This is a genomic window from Actinoplanes philippinensis (assembly GCF_900113015.1).
Classification (GTDB): domain Bacteria; phylum Actinomycetota; class Actinomycetes; order Mycobacteriales; family Micromonosporaceae; genus Actinoplanes; species Actinoplanes philippinensis.
This window is the reverse complement of record NZ_FONV01000011.1, coordinates 440,180-459,127: the sequence shown is the minus strand read 5'-3', so window position 1 is coordinate 459,127 and position 18,948 is coordinate 440,180. Positions and strand designations below refer to the sequence as shown.

The 18,948-nt window shown below is 70.4% G+C and carries 20 protein-coding genes; 15 read left to right on the top strand and 5 right to left on the bottom strand.

Annotation, left to right across the window (positions count from 1 at the left end):
• Positions 1-29 precede the first annotated feature (29 nt).
• The 3 genes from BM290_RS30320 to cysN are packed head-to-tail and all read left to right on the top strand — an operon-like array spanning position 30 to position 3,170.
• Positions 30-905 (top strand): 3'(2'),5'-bisphosphate nucleotidase CysQ, encoded by an 876-nt coding sequence (locus tag BM290_RS30320; RefSeq protein WP_093619309.1) that lies wholly within the window; start codon positions 30-32, stop codon positions 903-905.
• A gap of 55 nt (positions 906-960) precedes the next feature.
• Positions 961-1,872 carry a sulfate adenylyltransferase subunit CysD gene (gene cysD, locus BM290_RS30315; RefSeq protein ID WP_093619308.1) on the top strand — a complete coding sequence of 304 codons (912 nt, stop codon included), beginning with the start codon at positions 961-963 and terminating at the stop codon, positions 1,870-1,872.
• Positions 1,872-3,170: a sulfate adenylyltransferase subunit CysN gene (gene cysN / locus BM290_RS30310; RefSeq protein ID WP_093619307.1), complete on the top strand. Its 1,299-nt coding sequence runs from the start codon at positions 1,872-1,874 to the stop codon at positions 3,168-3,170. Before cysD ends, cysN begins: the two co-directional genes overlap by 1 nt.
• Before the next feature lie 116 nt (positions 3,171-3,286).
• Here the strand turns inward: cysN and BM290_RS30305 are convergent, their stop codons facing one another.
• The 4 genes from BM290_RS30305 to galE form a co-directional block, all read right to left on the bottom strand.
• Positions 3,287-4,090: an ATP-binding protein gene (locus BM290_RS30305; RefSeq protein WP_093619306.1), complete on the bottom strand. Its 804-nt coding sequence runs from the start codon at positions 4,088-4,090 to the stop codon at positions 3,287-3,289.
• Positions 4,091-4,191: 101 nt separating this feature from the next.
• Positions 4,192-4,383 (bottom strand): hypothetical protein, encoded by a 192-nt coding sequence (locus BM290_RS30300; RefSeq protein ID WP_093619373.1) that lies wholly within the window; start codon positions 4,381-4,383, stop codon positions 4,192-4,194.
• 36 nt (positions 4,384-4,419) lie between these two features.
• Positions 4,420-5,565, bottom strand: coding sequence for a galactokinase (galK, locus tag BM290_RS30295; RefSeq protein ID WP_093619305.1), 1,146 nt, complete (start codon positions 5,563-5,565; stop codon positions 4,420-4,422).
• Positions 5,562-6,536 carry a UDP-glucose 4-epimerase GalE gene (gene galE, locus BM290_RS30290; protein WP_093619304.1) on the bottom strand — a complete coding sequence of 325 codons (975 nt, stop codon included), beginning with the start codon at positions 6,534-6,536 and terminating at the stop codon, positions 5,562-5,564. The genes galK and galE overlap by 4 nt, the downstream gene beginning before the upstream one ends.
• Before the next feature lie 132 nt (positions 6,537-6,668).
• On the opposite strand from galE, the gene trpS reads away from it, so the two are divergent.
• The 12 genes from trpS to BM290_RS30230 all read left to right on the top strand — a co-directional run bounded on the left by trpS (position 6,669) and on the right by BM290_RS30230 (position 18,148).
• Entirely contained in the window at positions 6,669-7,694 is a 1,026-nt protein-coding gene (trpS, locus tag BM290_RS30285) for a tryptophan--tRNA ligase (protein ID WP_093619303.1), read from the top strand.
• 5 nt (positions 7,695-7,699) lie between these two features.
• Positions 7,700-8,230: a 2'-5' RNA ligase family protein gene (locus tag BM290_RS30280; RefSeq protein WP_093619302.1), complete on the top strand. Its 531-nt coding sequence runs from the start codon at positions 7,700-7,702 to the stop codon at positions 8,228-8,230.
• A 21-nt stretch (positions 8,231-8,251) separates the two neighbouring features.
• Positions 8,252-9,172, top strand: coding sequence for a YihY/virulence factor BrkB family protein (locus tag BM290_RS30275; RefSeq protein ID WP_093619301.1), 921 nt, complete (start codon positions 8,252-8,254; stop codon positions 9,170-9,172).
• A gap of 7 nt (positions 9,173-9,179) precedes the next feature.
• Entirely contained in the window at positions 9,180-9,557 is a 378-nt protein-coding gene (locus BM290_RS30270) for a hypothetical protein (RefSeq protein ID WP_093619300.1), read from the top strand.
• A 21-nt stretch (positions 9,558-9,578) separates the two neighbouring features.
• A complete protein-coding gene (locus BM290_RS30265; RefSeq protein ID WP_093619299.1) occupies positions 9,579-9,806 on the top strand; it encodes an SCO4848 family membrane protein in 228 nt (75 codons plus the stop codon).
• Positions 9,807-10,005: 199 nt separating this feature from the next.
• Entirely contained in the window at positions 10,006-11,097 is a 1,092-nt protein-coding gene (locus BM290_RS30260) for a BMP family lipoprotein (protein ID WP_093619372.1), read from the top strand.
• A gap of 132 nt (positions 11,098-11,229) precedes the next feature.
• Entirely contained in the window at positions 11,230-12,744 is a 1,515-nt protein-coding gene (locus BM290_RS30255; protein ID WP_275413304.1) for an ABC transporter ATP-binding protein, read from the top strand.
• Positions 12,741-14,003, top strand: a complete 1,263-nt coding sequence (locus tag BM290_RS30250) for an ABC transporter permease (protein ID WP_093619297.1) — start codon at positions 12,741-12,743, stop codon at positions 14,001-14,003. The genes BM290_RS30255 and BM290_RS30250 overlap by 4 nt, the downstream gene beginning before the upstream one ends.
• Positions 14,004-14,007: 4 nt before the next feature.
• The gene (locus BM290_RS30245; RefSeq protein ID WP_093619296.1) at positions 14,008-15,276 is read left to right on the top strand and encodes an ABC transporter permease; all 1,269 of its coding nucleotides are present in this window, start codon (positions 14,008-14,010) and stop codon (positions 15,274-15,276) included.
• A gap of 194 nt (positions 15,277-15,470) precedes the next feature.
• Positions 15,471-16,187, top strand: a complete 717-nt coding sequence (locus BM290_RS30240; RefSeq protein WP_093619295.1) for a cytidine deaminase — start codon at positions 15,471-15,473, stop codon at positions 16,185-16,187.
• Entirely contained in the window at positions 16,184-17,461 is a 1,278-nt protein-coding gene (locus BM290_RS30235; RefSeq protein ID WP_093619294.1) for a thymidine phosphorylase, read from the top strand. The genes BM290_RS30240 and BM290_RS30235 overlap by 4 nt, the downstream gene beginning before the upstream one ends.
• A 6-nt stretch (positions 17,462-17,467) precedes the next feature.
• Positions 17,468-18,148: a DUF4272 domain-containing protein gene (locus BM290_RS30230; protein ID WP_093619293.1), complete on the top strand. Its 681-nt coding sequence runs from the start codon at positions 17,468-17,470 to the stop codon at positions 18,146-18,148.
• Here the strand turns inward: BM290_RS30230 and BM290_RS30225 are convergent.
• Positions 18,145-18,948: a putative RNA methyltransferase gene (locus tag BM290_RS30225; RefSeq protein ID WP_093619292.1), complete on the bottom strand. Its 804-nt coding sequence runs from the start codon at positions 18,946-18,948 to the stop codon at positions 18,145-18,147. The genes BM290_RS30230 and BM290_RS30225 overlap by 4 nt on opposite strands.

Sequence of the window (18,948 nt, the reverse complement as noted above, 5' to 3'; positions counted from 1 at the left end):
AGGCGCGTACTGGAGTGAGGGAGCGAGAGATGAGCGAGCAGACGAAGGTGTCGGCACGCATAGCGGGTCCGCGCGACGCCGGTGAGGGCGGGACTCCGCCGGTCAACGACTCCGCCTTCGCTCGCTGGCTGGCCGACCGGGCCGGTCAGGTCCTCCTCCACGTCCGGGCGGAGACCGGGCACGAGGACGGCAAGGCTCTCAAGGCGGCCGGTGACCAGGCCGCGCACGATCTGCTGCGTGCCGAGCTGGCCCGCTGGCGGCCGGCCGACGCCGTGCTCTCCGAGGAGGACGACCACTCCCGGGTCGCGTGGACCGAGGGCGGCAACCGCCCGGACCGGCTGGGCGCCAACCGGGTCTGGATCGTCGATCCGCTGGACGGCACGCGGGAGTTCTCCGAGGAGGGCCGTGACGACTGGGCGGTGCATGTGGCGCTGTGGACGGCCGACTCGTCGGCGCCGGCCCGGCTGACCGCGGGCGCGGTGGCCATGCCGGCCCGGCATTGCACGCTCGCCACCGACCACGCGCCGGCCTATCCGCCGATGCCGCTGGAGTCGGCTACCGGCGGCGCCATCCGGATCGCGGCCAGCCGGACCCGCCCGCCGGCGTTCGTGACCGCGCTCGCCGAGGATCTGGGCGCCGAGCTGGTGCCGATGGGCTCGGCGGGGGTGAAGATCGCCGCGGTGATCAACGGCGAGGCGGACGCGTACGTGCACGCGGGCGGCCAGTACGAGTGGGACTCGGCGGCGCCGGTCGCTGTGGCGTTGGCCACTGGCCTGCACGCATCCCGCGTGGACGGCAGCCCACTGGCCTACAACCAGGCCGATCCGAAGTTGCCTGACCTGGTTGTCTGTCGCAAAGATCTCGCTCCTCGGTTGCTTGCTGCGTTGCAGAGGCATCTTCCGTAACAATGACGTCTGCCCTGCCCGGCCGACACCGGAGAAAGGTCTGGGAGCAGAACCCATGAGCCAGACGAAGCCCTATCGCGTATCGCATCTGGATGCACTCGAAGCGGAGAGCATCTTCATCATGCGTGAGGTGATGGCCGAGTTCGAGCGCCCCGCGCTGCTCTTCTCCGGCGGCAAGGACTCGATCGTGATGCTGCGCCTCGCGGAGAAGGCGTTCGCGCCGGCGCGCATCCCGTTCCCGGTCATGCACGTCGACACCGGCCACAACTTCGCCGAGGTCCTGGAGTATCGGGACAGCCGGGTCGCCACCCTCGGCCTGAACCTGGTGGTCGCCAGCGTGCAGGAGGCGATCGACACCGGCCTGGTCCGCGAGCTGCCGGACGGCACCCGTAACCGGATTCAGACCCCGGTGCTGCTCGCCGCCCAGGAGAAGTACCGGTTCGACGCCCTGTTCGGCGGCGCCCGCCGGGACGAGGAGAAGGCGCGGGCCAAGGAGCGGATGTTCAGCTTCCGCGACGACTTCGGCCAGTGGGATCCGAAGAACCAGCGGCCCGAGCTGTGGGCGCTCTACAACGGCCGGCACCACCCCGGTGAGTCGATCCGGGTGTTCCCGCTGTCCAACTGGACCGAGCTGGACGTCTGGCACTACATCGCCAAGGAGAACATCCCGCTGCCGAGCATCTACTACGCCCACGACCGTGAGGTGGTCGAGCGCAACGGGATGTTCTACGCGGTCAACGAGTTCATCAAGCTGCGTGACGGCGAGACCTCCGAGGTGCGCCGCGTGCGGTACCGGACGGTCGGTGACGCCTCGCAGACCGCGGCCGTGCTCTCCGAGGCGGACACCGTGGAGAAGGTGATCGACGAGGTCGCCGCGACCCGGATCACCGAGCGTGGCGCCACCCGTGGCGACGACAAGGTCAGCGAAGCCGCGATGGAAGACCGTAAGCGAGAGGGTTACTTCTGATGAGCCAGGCAGTTCTCGAGCCTGACGCCGCCTCCTCCCGGGGCATGGACCTGCTGCGGTTCGCCACCGCGGGCAGCGTCGACGACGGCAAGTCCACCCTCATCGGCCGGTTGCTGTATGACACCAAGACGATCTTCGAGGATCAGCTCGAGGCCGTGGAGAGCGCCAGCGCGTCCCGCGGCGACGAGTACACGAACCTCGCGCTGCTCACCGACGGCCTGCGTGCCGAGCGGGAGCAGGGCATCACGATCGATGTGGCATACCGCTACTTCGCCACGCCGCGGCGCAAGTTCATCATCGCCGACACCCCGGGCCACATTCAGTACACCCGCAACATGGTGACCGGCGCGTCCACCGCGGATCTGGCGCTGATCCTGGTCGACGCCCGGAAGGGCCTGGTCGAGCAGTCCCGTCGGCACGCGTTCCTGACCAGCCTGCTGCGGGTGCCGCATCTGGTCCTGTGCGTCAACAAGATGGACCTGGTCGACTGGGACCAGAAGGTGTTCGAGCGGATCGCCGACGAGTTCACCTCGTTCGCCGCGAAGCTGGACGCCCCGGACCTGACGATCATCCCGATCTCCGCGCTCAACGGCGACAACATCGCCTCCCGGTCGGAGAACAGCCCGTGGTATGAGGGCCCGTCGCTGCTGCACCACCTGGAGCACGTGCACATCGCCAGCGACCGCAACCTGGTCGACGTGCGGTTCCCCGTGCAGTACGTGATCCGGCCGCAGTCGACCACGGTCACCGACTATCGCGGCTACGCCGGGCAGGTCGCCTCCGGCATCCTCAAGCCGGGTGACGACGTGATGGTCCTGCCGTCCGGCCTGACCAGCACGATCTCGGCGATCGAGACCGCTGACGGCCCGGTCGACGAGGCGTTCCCGCCGATGTCGGTGACGGTCCGGCTGGCCGACGAGATCGACATCTCGCGCGGTGACATGATCTGCCGCCCGCAGAACAGGCCGGCCGTCGCGCAGGACATCGAGGCGATGGTGTGCTGGATGGACGAGACGGCCCCGCTGCGGGTCGGCGGGAAGTATGCGATCAAGCACACCACCCGGACCGCCCGGACCGTGGTGCGCGGCCTTCAGTACCGGCTCGACGTGAACACGCTGCACCGCGACGAGGCGGCCGGTGAGCTGGGCCTCAACGAGATCGGCCGGGTCAGGCTGCGCACGACCGTGCCGCTGCTCGCCGACGAGTACCGGCGCAACCGCACTACCGGCGGCTTCATCCTGATCGACGAGAGCACCAACCGGACGGTCGGCGCCGGGATCATCATCGAGGCGCGCTGACAAGAGTCAGAGGCGCGTTAAGACAAGAGTCAGAGGTGCGCTGACACAAGAGTCAGAGGCGCGCTGAGAGAGTCAGAGGCGCGCTGAGACAAGAGTCAGAGGCGCGCTGACAGGAGTCATCGGGGTGCGCTGACCAGCGTGGCCCACACGATCTTGCCGGTCTCGGTCGGGACGGCGCCCCACTGGGCGGCGGTCCCGGCCACCGTCCGCAGCCCGCGGCCCCGCTCGTCGAGCGGCAGGTCCGGGCGCGGGCGGGAGACCGGCAGGATCCGCGGCAGACGCGGGTCGCCGTCGGCGACGGACAGTTGCACTCCCGCCCCGCGGCGGCTCACCATCACCCGGATGTCGGTGCCGGCGTGTTCGATCGCGTTGGTGACCAGCTCCGACATGACCAGCCGGCTGCGGTGCAGCAGGTGCACCAGACCCCAGGACAGGCACGCGTCGCTGACCAGGTTGCGGGCCAGGCTCGGCGCCTCCGGGTCGGAGCGCAGCGTCAGGCTCAGCCGCCGGTCGCCCGGGATCCGGCCGGCCAGGGCCACCCGGGCCTGCCGCACCTTGGCGTAGACGGGCAGGAAACGGCCCGCGCCGAGGGCCTGCATGCGGTCGGCGAGCGGCAGGTCGGGTGGCACGCAGAGGGCCAGATGGACCGGCGGGTCGAGGCTCGCCGCGAAGGCCCGGGCGGTCATCCAGGTGGAAGCGCTCTCACTGTGCGGGTCGGACAGTCCGGAGAGGTCCACGATCAGCCCGTCCGGATGCTCGGTGAAGCACCGCCGCAGCGTCACGGACGCGTTCAGGCTGAGCCGGGCGTCCCACGGGCCGCGGACCGTGAGCACGGAGACGGCGGCGTCCTCGGCGGCTTCGGCGCTGACGCTGACACCTCGCTCGGTGTCATCGTGAAGATACGGTGGGCTCAACCCCATGCCGCCACGATAGTCGGGCGCCGTGCGCCGAGTCTCTGGTCTCGCTCCTGCGGGTGATCAGGTGAACGGCCCATCCGGCCCCTCGGATGGGTGGCCGCCGCTCAGCTCTCGTCGTGGCTCGTGGCCTCTTCCAGAGCATGGGTGAGCGGGCCGGTGAGGTCGTCGGCGGGCACCGCGATGTCTTCCGCGTCGCCCTCGGTGGACGTCTGCCGGGTGGCTTCCGGCCCGGTGGCCGCGCCGGCGAAGCCGAACTCGTTGGGTTCGTTCTGCTGCGGGTGCTGTTCGGTCGTCATGGAACCGGGCATACCCGCAGCAGAACCGTCGAAGCGTCAGATCCGGGCCGCGCCGGGGCCCGCGATGGCCACCCAGCTGGTCGGGGCGGTGAAGCCCCGCTGCCGGTAGGCGTCGGCGACCGCGGCGGCGGTGGCGTCGGCACGGTCGGTGTCGATCAGGGCGAGCACGCACCCGCCGAAGCCGCCGCCGGTCATCCGGGCGCCGTACGCCCCCGCCTCGAGCGAGGCCTGCACGGCCACGTCCACCTGGTCCACGGTGATCTCGAAGTCGTCGCGCATGGACGCGTGCGAGGCGGTCAGCAGCGGGCCGATCTCGCGGACCCGCCCGGAGCGCAGCAGCGACACGGTGTCCAGCACCCGCTGGTTCTCGGTGATGATGTGCCGGGCCCGGCGGCGCAGCACGTCGTCGTCGAGCCGTTCCAGGGCCTGCGTCAGCTCGGCGGTGGAGACGTCGCGCAGCGCGGGCACACCGAGGGCGGCGGCCGCCGCCTCACAGCTCTTGCGGCGCTCGCCGTACTCGCCGTCGACGTGCTGGTGCGGCGCGTTGCTGTTGATCACCAGGATGGCCAGGCCCTCGGCGGCCAGGTCGAACGGGATCTGCTCGACCTGATAGGACCGGCAGTCCAGGAACAGCGCCCGGCCGGCGAGGCAGCGGATCGACGCGGACTGGTCGAGGATGCCGGTGGGCGCCCCCACATACACGTTCTCGGCGCGCTGCGCGATCGCCGGCCGACGTTCCGTCGGCACTTCCAGGCCGCCGAGGTCGATCAGGGCGGTGAGCACGGCCGACTCCAGCGCGGCCGAGGAGGACAAACCCGATCCGAGGGGTACGTCCGAAGCGATCGCGATCCGTGCCGGCGGCACCTCGAAGCCCGCGTCCTGCAGGGCCCACACGATCCCGGCGACGTACGCCCCCCAGCCGCTCACCTCACCCGGCTCGGTGACCCCGAACGAGACCGGCTCCGGCGCCAGTGTGGAGCAGACCGACCAGCGGCCGTCCGGCGCCGGGCCGGCCGCCGCCACGGTCCGCTGCGGCAGCGCGAAGGGCAGCACGAAGCCGTCGTTGTAGTCGGTGTGCTCGCCGATCAGGTTGACCCGTCCGGGCGCCGCCCACAGCCCGGCCGGCTCGGTCCCGTACGCCTCGGTGAACGCCCTTTTCGCGGTTTCGCCCACGTTGTTCATGCCACGTGCTTCCGGTAGAAGGTCCAAGCGTCGCCGATCATGTCGTGCAGGGTGTTCTTGCGCGGGGTCCAGCCGAGGTCCTCGCGGGCCCGGTCGGAGGAGGCGACAAGGGTGGCCGGGTCGCCGTCGCGTCGCGCGGCGATCTCGACCGGGATCTCCGCGCCGGTGACCTCGCGGGCCGCCTCGACGACCTGCCGGTTGGAGAACCCGTTGCCGTTGCCCAGGTTGTAGATGCGGTGCTCGCCGGCGACCGTCGCGCCCAAGGCCAGCAGGTGCGCCCGGGCCAGGTCCTCCACGTGGATGTAGTCGCGCACGCAGGTGCCGTCCACGGTCGGGTAGTCGTCGCCGAACAGCTGCAGCTTCTCCCGCTTGCCGGCGGCCACCTGGAGGGTGATCGGGATCAGGTGCGTCTCCGGGTCGTGGCGCTCGCCGATCTCGTGGTCCTCGGCGATGTAGGCGCCCGCCACGTTGAAGTAGCGCAGCGAGACCGCGGCCAGGCCGTGCGCGAACGCCTCCGAGGTCAGCGCCAGGTCGAAGGTGAGTTTCGTCGACCCGTACGTGCTGGTCGGGGCTTTGATCGCGGACTCGGTGATGGGCAGCTCGACCGGGTTGCCGTAGACGGCGGCGGTGGACGAGAAGATCACCCGCGGTACCTTCGCGGCGCGGATCGTGTCGAGGAGGGCCAGCGACTTCACCACGTTCTCGTGCCAGTAGAGCTCCGGCTTGGCCATCGACTCACCGGCCGCGATCAGGCCGGCGAAGTGCAGCACCGCGTCGAAGCCGGCGTCCGGGGTGAGGACCTGGGCGGCGTCGGCGATGTCGGCCTGCACGAAGGTGGCGTCCGGCGCCACCGCCTCGCGGAACCCCGTACGCAGGTTGTCGAGCACGACCACCTCGTGGCCCGCGTCCAGCAGTAGCCTGCTGGTCACACTGCCGACGTACCCGGCGCCGCCGGTGACGAGCAATTTCACGACTGTGGCCCTTTCTCTGTGCGGACGATCCTAGAATTCCCCAGAAACGATCAAAGGTCAACAGGTTCGAACATCGGCGTGACCCGGCAGGGGATTCGCCGATCCCGGGCCGAGGCTGACACAATGGCGCCCATGTCCGACGTTGCCCGCCGCCCGCGAGTGCTCTCCGGCATCCAGCCGACCGCCGATTCCTTCCACCTCGGCAACTACCTGGGCGCGGTGCGCAACTGGGTGGCCATGCAGCACACGCACGACGCGTTCTACTGCGTGGTCGACCTGCACGCCATCACCATGGGACACGATCCGAAGATCCTTCGTAACCGAAGCCGGATTTCCGCCGCGCAGTTGCTGGCCGTCGGGCTCGACCCGGAGCAGTGCACGCTCTTCGTCCAGTCCCACGTGCCCGAGCACGCGCAGCTCGGCTGGGTGCTCAGCTGCATCACCGGGTTCGGCGAGGCCGGCCGGATGGTCCAGTTCAAGGACAAGGCGTCCAAGGCCGGGCAGGACAGCACGACCGTGGGGCTGTTCTCCTACCCGATCCTGCAGGCCGCCGACATCCTGCTCTACCAGGCCGACCAGGTCCCGGTCGGCGAGGACCAGCGGCAGCACCTGGAGCTCACCCGCGACCTGGCCCAGCGGTTCAACACCCGGTTCGGCAAGACCTTCACCATGCCTTCGCCGTACATCGTGAAGGACACCGCGAAGATCTTCGACCTGCAGGACCCGACGATCAAGATGTCGAAATCGGCCTCCTCGCCGAACGGCATCATCGAGCTGCTGGAGGATCCGGCGCGCTCGGCCAAGAAGATCAAGTCGGCGGTCACCGACACCGGGCGCGACATCCTCTACGACGAGGAGAACAAGCCGGGCGTCAGCAACCTGCTGACCATCTACGCGGCGCTGACCAACCGGGCCATCGACGAGCTGCTCGAGGCGTATGAGGGCCGGGGTTACGGCGACCTCAAGAAGGACCTGGCCGAGGTGCTGGTCGAGTTCGTCAAGCCGATCCAGGAGCGCACCAAGCTCTACCTCGACGACCCGGCCCAGCTCGACAAGGTGCTCGCGGTCGGCGCCGAGAAAGCTCGTGCCGTCTCCGCGGTGACACTCGCCCGGGCGTACCGGAACGTGGGTTTCCTCAGCCCCGCCCGCGAAGCCTGACCGGGATGACCCAGCCGGGCATCACCCGTATCGGCGTGGCGATCGACATCCCCGAGCCGTGGGGGTCGGCGCTGACCCGCCGGCGTGCGGAGGCCGGCGATCCGCAGGCCGCCTGGACGCCGGCGCACGTCACGCTCCTCGGCCCGACCGAGGTCGCGGCCGACGCGCTGCCGGCGATCGAGAAGCATCTGGAGTCGGTCGCGTCGGCCCAGCAGCCGTTCACCGTCCACCTGCGGGGGACCGGCACGTTCCGGCCGATCACCGAGGTGGTGTTCGTGACGCTGGCCCAGGGGATCAGCGAGTGCGAGCTGCTGGCCGAGGCGATCACCCGCTCGGAGGACGTCAACCGGGACACCCGGTTTCCGTATCATCCGCACGTCACCGTGGCGCAGGACGTGCCGCCGGAGGCGCTGGACGCGGTCTTCGAGGATCTGGCCGATTTCTCGGCCCGTTTCGAGGTCGCCGCGTTCACCCTGTTCTCCCACGGCGGCGAGGGACCCTGGCGGCCACGCCGGGACTTCCCACTCGGAAGCTGACGTGTCCGATACGGTCGGCCGGTGAATCCGATCGACCGGGCCTATGACGCGACCGCGGCCCGGATCCTGGCGGTGCGCTACCGGTCGCCCTACTTCGACCACTTCTGCCGGGCGATCCTGCGCTACGAGAGCGTCCAGGGTGGCCGATTGGCCGCGGCCATCGCCTACTACGGCTTCTTCGCCGTCTTCGCGCTGCTGCTGATCGGATACTCGATCTTCGGCTGGCTGCTGACTGCCAATGTGGAGCTGCTCGATCTGGTCCGTGACTTCCTCCACCAGAACCTGCCGTTCCTCGACATCCAGGCGATCCTGGAGAGCAAGGCCAGCGTCGGCATCGTCGGCCTGATCGGCCTCACCTTCACCGGCATCGGCTGGGTCGAGGCGATCCGGTCGTCGCAGCGGCTGATCTGGCGGGTGCGCGAGCAGCCCGGATACATCGGTGTCCGCCAGGCCGTCGACCTGCTGGTGCTGGTCGGCCTGCTGCTCCTGCTGGCCCTCTCCCAGCTCGCCGTCTACGGGCTGGAGACGTTGCTGCACTGGCTGGCCGGCGGCGGGTTCGCCACCACCCTGTCGGTGGTGAGCTGGGTGCTCACGCTCGCGGTCAACATGCTGCTGGCGGCGGCGCTGCTGGCGGCCGTGCCCCGGCTGCGGATGACGGCCCGCCGGATGACGCCGCCGGTGCTCCAGGTGGGCATCGGGATCATGCTGCTCAACACGGTGGGCAAGTCGTTCGTCGGCCTGGTGGAGCGCAATCCGGCGTACGGCCTGGTCGGTTCCGCCGTCGGCGCGCTGGTCTACCTCTACGTCTTCAACCAGTTGCTGCTCTTCGGCGCGTCCTGGGCGGCGACCAGCCCGCACGGCCGGGTGGTCGATCTGTCAGCTGACGACAAGACCGCCCCCGTGGGGCAAAACATCTGGATCCGGCACGACCGCCCGCGATGATGGGCCGATGGGCACCCTCGTGACGTTGCACCTGCCACCCGGCTCGCCGATCGCCGAGCAGCCGTGGGTCATCACCTTCGGCGCGCTGGACGACTCGGAGGACTGGGAGCCGATCGTCTGCGGGCCGTACGAGCACCAGCACGCGCTCGCGCTGGCCCGGGCAGTGGTGATCGACGACGACCTGATGGCGGTGGTGGAGCCGATGCTGCCGCTGGACGGCGTGGACGCGATCCGCAAGGAGATCGACCTGGTGCGGGCCGCCGCCGAGGACCCGGACGTGGAGGACTTCGAGCCACTGGAGGCCCAGGAGTACCCGGGGGAGCCGCCGGAGCCCGCCGAGGTGCTGGCCGGCTGGCGGCGGATAGCCGGGAAACTGACCGCCTGACCGCACTGGGATACTGGCCCCGTGGTGATCAACAAGCGCTGGGCGGCGTTCCTGATCGGGGTCGGCGTGTGGACCTGGGTCATCTGGCCCCGGTTCGGGCTGGCGATCTGGAAGGACGACCGCTCCTTCGACGGCTCGGCCCCGACCTCGTTCCTGTGGGTGCACGCCGTCCTGATCGTCGCGTCACTCGCCATCGGGACGACCGTCGGTGTGCTCGGCGTACGGGCATGGCGCCGCGCTGAACGTTAACTCAGTGTTTCCTGTCACGGGAGCAATTCCCTCCTGAACCAGCCGAAAGCGACGCGCCACCACCAGGGTGATTGCGGCGGTATAACGGTGCGCCAACAGTCCGTACCGATGTCCGGTCTCGGTCCTGGCCCGGAGATACGCTCCCGACCGAGATTCACCCGAGTAACAGGACCTCGGTGTGCACCGGAAGGAGGGCGTCTTGCGCCCAGTACGTGGGAACCGGATCGTGGCGATTCTCGCGGCAGGTGGGCTGACGCTCGCTGCCGCCGCCTGTGGCGAGGCGCCGAAGGAGAGCACGCCGGGCTCCAGCACCAGCGCCGCGGCCGCCTACAAGGCCTGCATGGTCACCGACACGGGTGGCATCGACGACAAGTCGTTCAACGCCTCCGCGTGGGCCGGCATCCAGGCCGCCCAGAAGGAAGCCACCAACGTCGACCCGAAGTACGTGGCGTCCTCCTCCGAGGCCGACTACGAGCCCGGTCTGCGCAACTACGTCTCGCAGGGCTGCAACTTCATCCTCGCGGTCGGCGGCCTGATGGGCACTGCCACCACCAAGGTCGCGAAGGAGAGCAGCAAGTCGCAGTTCGCCATCGTCGACAGCGGCAGCGAGAGCCCCAACGTCTACCCGATGCAGTTCGCCACCCAGCAGGCCGCGTTCCTCGCCGGCTACCTGGCCGCGGGCTACTCCAAGACCGGCAAGGTCGGCACCTACGGCGGCCTGAAGATCCCGCCGGTCACCATCTTCATGGACGGCTTCGCCGACGGTGTCGCGCACTACAACACCGCCAAGGGCAAGAACGTCCAGGTCCTCGGCTGGGACAAGAAGGCGCAGAACGGCAGCTTCGCCGAGAACTTCGGCGACCAGAACAAGGGCAAGAGCATCACCCAGACCCTGGTCTCCCAGGGCGCCGACGTGATCATGCCGGTCGCCGGCGGCACCGGTCTGGGCACCGCCGCGGTCGCCAAGGACTCCGCCGGCAAGGTCGCGGTCATCTGGGTCGACCAGGACGGCTGCACCAGCGCGGCGCAGTACTGTGACGTGTTCCTGAGCACCGTGATCAAGAACATCGAGGAGGCCGTCAAGGAGGCCGTCGTCAAGGGCGCCAAGGGCGAGACCCTGTCGGCGACCCCGGGCTACGTCGGTGACCTGTCGAACAACGGCGTCTCGATCGCCGAGTTCCACAGCTTCGACAGCAAGGTCGACGCCACCCTGAAGTCCGAGCTCGAGAAGCTGAAGGCGGACATCATCGCCGGGACCGTGAAGGTCGAGTCGGCCAGCGCGCCGAAGTGACCTTCGAGTAGGTAACATCTGGCCGCCGCCGGCCGCGGTTCACACCGTGGCCGAGCGGCGGCTCGCATTAGATCCGTCAACAGTCCACCAGGACCAGCTACCCGACGTCGGGAGATTCCGCTGAAACTGGAATTGCGCGGCATCACCAAGCGCTTCGGCGACCTGGTGGCCAACGACCACATCGACATCACGGTCGAGCCCGGTGAGGTTCACGCCCTGCTCGGCGAGAACGGCGCCGGCAAGTCGACGCTGATGAACCAGCTCTACGGCCTGCTCCACCCGGACGAGGGCCAGATCCTCGTCAACGACGAGCCGGTCGTCTTCAACAGCCCCCGCGACGCCATCGCCGCCGGCATCGGCATGGTGCACCAGCACTTCATGCTGGTGCCCGTCTTCACCGTGGCGGAGAACATCGCGCTCGGCGCCGAGGAGACCCGCGGCGGGCCGCTCGGCTGGCTCGACCGCCGCCGGTCCCGCCGGGACGTCATCGACACCTCCACCAAGTACGGCCTGCCCGTCGACCCGGACGCCCTGGTCGAGGACCTGCCGGTCGGCGCGCAGCAGCGTGTCGAGATCGTCAAGGCGCTGACCCGCGAGGTCGACCTGCTGATCCTGGACGAGCCGACCGCGGTGCTCACCCCGCAGGAGACCGAGGAGCTGCTCGCCGTCATGCGGTCGCTGACCGCGATGGGCAAGTCGATCGTCTTCATCACCCACAAACTCAAAGAGGTCAAGGCGATCGCCGACCGGATCACCGTGGTCCGCCGCGGCAAGATCGTCGGTACCGCCAGCCCCGACACCAGCGAGGACGAGCTGGCCGCCCTGATGGTCGGCCGCGCCGTGAGCCTCGAGGTGCAGAAGACGCCGGCCGAGCCGGGCGCCGGAGTCCTGAAGATCGACGGCCTGGTGGTCGACGACGACCGGGGGATCCGCGCGGTCGACGGCGTCGACCTGGAGGTCCGGGCCGGCGAGGTGCTCGGCATCGCGGGCGTCCAGGGCAACGGCCAGACCGAGCTGGTCGAGGCCGTGATGGGCCTGCGCGAGGTGCGCGCCGGGTCGGTCCGCCTGGAGGGCGACGACCTGATCGGCCTGAGCACCAAGAAGATCCTGCGCTCCGGCGTCGGCTACGTCCCCGAGGACCGCAGCCACGACGGCGTCGTCAAGGAGTTCTCGGTCGCGGAGAACCTCATCCTGGACATGTACGACAGCGCGCCGTACGGCAACGCCTTCCGCATCGACGGCGGCAAGGTCGGCGGCAACGCCCAGGAGCGGATCGAGCAATTCGACATCCGCTGCCAGTCGGCGGACACCCTGGTCGGCACCCTGTCCGGCGGCAACCAGCAGAAGGTCGTGGTGGCCCGGGAGATGTCCCGCCCGCTGCGCCTGTTCATCGCGTCGCAGCCCACCCGTGGTGTGGACGTCGGCTCGATCGAGTTCATCCACAAGCAGATCGTGCACGAGCGTGACCAGGGCACCGCGGTCCTCGTCGTCTCCAGCGAGCTGGACGAGGTGGTCGGCCTCGCGGACCGGATCGCGGTGATGTACCGCGGCCGCATCCTGGCCATCGTCTCGCCGGACACCCCGCGCGAGGAACTGGGTCTGCTGATGGCCGGCATCACCGGCGCACCGGCGGAGGGGGAGAAGTGACCGCCGAGACGAACACCGAGGCGCCGAAGAAGCCGGCGCCCGCCGATCAGGAGAGCTTCCTGAGCGTGTTCACCCGCAACCTCTGGTCGTCGAACAACGTCCTGATCACCACCCTGTCGATCGTGCTGGCCGTGGTCATCGGCGCGGTCCTGATCGTGGTCTCGGACGCGGACGTGCTGGCCAAGTTCGGCTACTTCACCGCCCGGCCGTCGGACGCGCTGACCGCCAGCTGGACGCTGATCAGCGAGGCGTACGCCGACCTGCTCAAGGGCGCCTTCGGTGACCCGGCCGTCTTCCAGGCGTGGTTCAACGGCACCGCCACCTGGCAGGAGGCGTTCGCGCCGCTGTCCGAGACGCTCACCTACGCCGCGCCGCTGGTCTTCACCGGCCTGTCCGTCGCGCTGGCCTTCCGGGGCGGCCTGTTCAACATCGGCGCCCAGGGCCAGGCGGTGCTCGGCTGCATCGTGGCGGCCGTCGCCGGGTTCACGTTCGGTCTGCCGATCGTGCTCAACCTGATCGTCGCGCTGCTCGCCGGCATCGTCGGCGGCGCGCTCTGGGGCTTCGTCCCCGGCCTGCTCAAGGCACGCACCGGCGCGCACGAGGTGATCACCACGATCATGCTCAACTACACCGCCGCGCTGTTCCTGTCCTGGCTGGTCATCCAGAAGGGCGTGCAGGCGCCGGGCCGGACCGACGCGATCAGCAAGTCCGTCGCCGAGTCGGCCCAGCTGCCGTCGCCCGGCGGCATCCTGCGGGTGCACCTCGGCATCCTGATCGCGGTGCTGGTCACCTTCGGTGTGGCCTGGCTGCTGAAGCGGTCGGCGTTCGGCTTCGAGATCCGCGCGGTGGGCGCCAACCCGCACGCCGCGCAGACCGCCGGCATCAGCGTGGGCAAGACCTACGTGCTGCTGATGGCGGTCGCCGGAGGCCTGGCCGGGCTCGGCGGCGCGACCCAGGTGCTGGGTACGGCGTACGCGCTGACCCCGGCGGTGGCCGGCAACATCGGCTTCGACGGCCTGCTCGTCGCGCTGCTGGGCCGCAACCGTCCGTGGGGCACCTTCTTCGCCGCGTTGCTGTTCGGTGCGCTGCGGGCCGGTGGCAACCGGATCCAGTCGTACGCGGGCATCTCGCTGGAGCTCGTCACCGTGCTCCAGGCGCTCATCGTCATCTTCATCGCCGCCCCCGCCGTGGTGAAGGCGATCTTCCGTCTGCGCGCCGCCCGGAACACCGCGGCCGGCGTCTCCCTGGCGAAGGGCTGAGGACATGTCGACCGCGACTGTGGAAGAGCTGACCGAGGTCGCCGCGCCGGAGCCGTTCTGGTCCCGGCAGCGCCGTCTCGGCCTGGCCCTCGTCCTGATCGGCCTGCTGGCCGCCGCCGTGTTCGGCTCCCTCGCGCCGAGTGAGGACGCCCGGTTCACCCTGAGCGAGGACGCCGAGGGCGCCGCGCTCTCCATCAACGGCCAGTTCGGCGCGGTGCTCTTCGGGCTCCTCGCGCTGGCGGCCGGCGGGGCGATGCTGGCCGGGCTGGCCCGCCGCCGCTCCAACGTGCTGCTCAGCCTGGGCATCCTGGCCTTCGTGCTGTCCTTCCTGTGCTGGCAGGTGGCGGGCAACTTCATGCCGCTGGTGGACACCACCGAGGGCACCCTCCAGCTGGCGCTTCCGCTGATCCTCGGCGCGCTCGCCGGGGTGCTCGGCGAGCGGTCCGGAGTGGTGAACGTGGCGATCGAGGGCCAGTTCCTGATGGGCGCCTTCGCCGGCGCCCTGGTCGGCACCATGGCGACAAGCGTCTGGGTCGGCCTGATCAGCGCGGCGCTCGGTGGCGTGATCATCGCCGCGATCCTGGCCGTGCTGTCGATCCGCTACCTGGTCGACCAGACGGTCGTCGGCATGGTGCTGAACCTGTTCGCGCTCGGCATCACCGGCTTCCTCTACGAGCGCCTGATGCAGCCCGACGCGCAGACCTACAACACCCCGCCGCAGATGCCCGAGTGGCGGATCCCCGCGCTGGCCGACATCCCGGTCGTCGGCCCGGTGCTGTTCCAGGCGAACCTGCTGGTCTGGGTCGCGCTCGCGCTGGTCGTGGTCATCCACTTCGGGCTCAGCCGGACCCGGTGGGGCCTGCGGACCCGGGCCGTCGGCGAGCACCCGACCGCGGCCGACACGGTCGGCATCCGGGTACGCGGTCTGCGCTACCTGAACGTGCTGCTCGGCGGCGTGGTGGCGGGCATCGGCGGGGCCTACTTCACGCTGGTGGCGACCGGCAACTTCACCAAGAACATGACCGCGGGCGCCGGCTTCATCGCCCTGGCGGCGCTCATCTTCGGCCGGTACACGCCGTTCGGCGCGCTCGGTGCGGCGCTGTTCTTCGGTTTCGCCCAGAAGCTGGCGACCTACCTGAGCGCCATCGAGAGCCCGGTGCCCAGCCAGTTCCTCAACATGCTGCCCTACCTGGCGACGCTCATCGCGGTGGCGGGACTGGTCGGCCGCGTCCGCGCTCCGGCGGCGGACGGGGTGCCGTACATCAAGGGTTGAGAAAGAAGCGCGACGCCGTGCCGCCCGGAACCGGGCCGCACGGCGTCCGCGACCGCCCGCTCCCGGGTCCAGGGAATTTTCGAGTTTTCACCACTGGCCGGCCGCCGGTGGGTGTGTGGTGAAGCCTGGCAGGGATTCCGTCACTGCGGGAGCGCATGACGACACCACCCCGGGCTACGGCAGAATCGGGAGTCATGGAGATCGACTGGGCGGCCCTGCGCGCGGCCGCCATCGAGACGATGCGCCGGGCCTACGCGCCGGTCTCGGACTTCCCGGTCGGCGTGGCCGGCCTGGTCGACGACGGCCGGATGGTGGTCGGCTGCAACGTGGAAAACGCCTCACTCGGCATGACACTGTGCGCCGAGTGCGGTCTGGTCAGCTCACTGCATGCCACGGGCGGCGGCCGGCTGGTGGCGATCTCCTGCGTGGACGCGACCGGCGCCCCACTGATGCCGTGCGGCCGCTGCCGTCAGCTGCTCTGGGAGCACGGCGGTCCCGAGTTGCTCGTCGAGGCGGTGCCCCGGCCGTTGCGGATGACCGAGCTGCTGCCGCACGCGTTCGGCTACGAGGACATGGAGCGGGTGACCGGCCCGGTCGGCGCCGCCGACGTCCCGGCCGATCTGGCGAAGTGGCGGGGCCGGGGGACGGTCTTCGTGCACCCGGACATCTCCGGCGGCACGACGATCTGGACGGGCTATTGGGAGCGGTCGTCCGGCGAGCCGGGCTCGACCGAGGAGAAAGGCATCCTGGAGGAGGGACCGAACCTGCCCACGACGGCCGCCGCGGTGGCCTGGGGCCTGGTCCGTACTCCGCGGGTCGTGGTGGTGGATGCCGAGGGCGGCCTGTCCTGGGCCGGCGAGGGAGAGGCCCCGGAGGGCATCCCGCAGCGTTGGGAAGAGGAAAAACCGTGAGTGCATTCGCAGCGGTGGACGTGATCCGGGCCAAACGGGACGGTCACGTGCTCACCGACGCCCAGATCGACTGGGTGGTCGACGCCTACACCCGGGGCGTGGTCGCCGACGAGCAGATGTCGGCGCTGGCGATGGCGATCCTGCTGCGCGGCATGACCCCCGCCGAGATCGCCCGCTGGACCGCCGCGATGATCGCCAGCGGCGAGCGGCTCGACCTCTCCTCGGTGACCCGGCCGACCGCCGACAAGCACTCCACCGGCGGCGTCGGTGACAAGATCACCCTGCCGCTCACCCCGCTGGTCGCCGCGTGCGGCGTGGCCGTGCCGCAGCTGTCCGGCCGGGGCCTCGGCCACACCGGCGGCACCCTGGACAAGCTGGAGTCGATCGCCGGCTGGCAGGCCCGGATCAGCAATGACCAGTTCAAGAGCCAGCTGCAGGAGATCGGCGCGGTCATCTGCGCGGCCGGCGAGGGCCTGGCCCCGGCCGACCGCAAGCTGTACGCGTTGCGCGACGTCACCGGCACGGTCGAAGCGATTCCGCTGATCGCCAGCTCGATCATGAGCAAGAAGATCGCCGAGGGCACCGGCGCGCTGGTCCTGGACGTCAAGGTCGGCACCGGCGCGTTCATGAAGGACCTGGCCACCGCGCAGGAGCTGGCCCGCACCATGGTCCAGCTGGGCAAGGACAGCGGCGTCACCACCGTCGCCCTGCTGACCGACATGAGCACCCCGCTGGGCCTGGCCATCGGCAACGCCAACGAGGTCGCCGAGTCGGTCGAGGTGCTGGCCGGCGGTGGACCGTCCGATGTGGTGGAACTCACCCTGGCACTGGCCCGGGAGATGCTGGCCGCCGCCGGTGTGGACGCCGATCCGGAGAAGGTGCTGGCCGGCGGCCAGGCGATGGACACCTGGCGGGCGATGATCCGGGCGCAGGGCGGCGATCCGGACGCGCCACTGCCGACGGCCGCGCACACCGAGCTGCTGCGCGCCACCGAGGACGGCGTGGTGACCTCGATCGACGCGTACGGGGTGGGCATCGCCGCCTGGCGTCTCGGCGCCGGGCGCGCCCGTAAGGAGGACCCGGTCAGCTTCGGCGCCGGGGTGCAGCTGCGGGTCCGCCCGGGCGACCGGGTCAGCGCCGGTGACGTGCTCCTGGAGCTGCGCGCCGACGACGAGGCCCGGATCCCGGCGGCCCGCGAGGACGCCGCCGGCGCGATCGTGGTCGGCGCCGCGCCACCCGCCTCTTCCCCGCTCCTGCTCGACCGCATAGCCTGAGCCGCCATGCAGAAGGCCGCCCCCGACCCCCGCGCGGTCCGCGAGGCAAGTCTCGACGAGCTCGCCCGACTCGGCCTGCCCCTGCCCCCGCTGGCGTTTCCGCTGGTCTGGGAGGCGGGTGACACCGTCGAGCTGCGCCCCACCGCGGAGCTGGAAGCCCGCGCCTCGGTGCTGCACGTCGTCGTCGCCCGCTGCTTCGGCATGCCCACCGAGGCCGCGATGAGCTGGCTGCTCGGCTCCCACCTGGTCGAGCAGGTCACCCCGCCGGAGTGGCAGTTCGTGATCGGCGCGAAAGGCGACCACCGCTCCTTCGTGCTGCACCACGACGCCGTCTTCGCGCTGGCCTGGCTGCTGGGCCTGAGCCGGCACCTGGATCCCACCGTGGCGCCCGACGACCGGATGATGGCCCAGATGCCGGACCTGCCGGCGGGGGAGAGCTTCACCAGCTGGCGGTCCCGGTCGCTGGTCGCGGTCCGGGACCCGATCGAGGCCGCGGTCCTGCTCGACCTCTACTACTGCCTGGACTGGGCCTACCAGGAGGCGGAGCAGAGCGGCCGGCCGCTGCCCGGTGAGGTGGACAGCAACGCGATCGGCCAGCGCCGGTGGGCTCTCGAGTGGGCGGTGGTCTTCAAAGGGCCGTACCACGACGATCCCCCCGAGTGGGAGGAGGTCGACCTCTCCGTCTAGCGGCGCGGCCGGTATGCCGCCACGTCGACGGCGGCCGTCACGGTCAGGTCGCGGGTGGGCAGATCGTCCGCGGGCACGTGCCGGGCGCTGGGCGTCATCCCGATCAGCGTCCGGGCCTCGGCCGCGGTCAGCCTCAGCTCGCGGCGCAGGGTGACGCTCGTGTCGAGCGTGAAGTGCTCGCCCAGGCTGCCGCTGACCCGCGCGGCCTTGTCCGGATCGACCTGGATCAGCCCGTGCGCGGTGATCAGCTCGGCCAGATGGTCGGCGGCCGGGGTGACCACCAGCAGGACGCCGCCGGGCCGCAGCACCCGGTGGAACTCGGGGCCGTTGCGGGGCGCGAAGACGTCGAGGATCACGCTCGCCGTGGCGTCGGCGACCGGCAGCGGCCGCCACAGGTCGGTGAGCACCGCCGCGGCCCGTGGATGCGCCCGTGCGGCCCGCCGCAGCGCCGGCTTGGACACGTCCAGGCCCAGCCCGGTCGCGCCCGGAGCGGCGTCCAGGAACCGGGCCAGGTAGTCGCCGGTCCCGGTGCCGGCGTCGAGCACCAGCCCGTCCGCCGGATGTCTCGCCAGCTCCTCGGCGATGAACGAGTAGTGCCCGGCGGCCAGGAAATCGGCCCGGTCGGCCACCATCTCGGCGCTGTCACCGACGTGCGGCAGACGCCCGGCGCTGAGGTCGGCGTACCCCTGACGGGCCATGTCGAAGCTGTGCCGCCGCGGGCAGCGCAGCACCCGGTCCTGGCGGGCGAGTGGCTCCCGGCACACCGGGCATCGCAGATACGGAATAGCTCCGTCGATCAT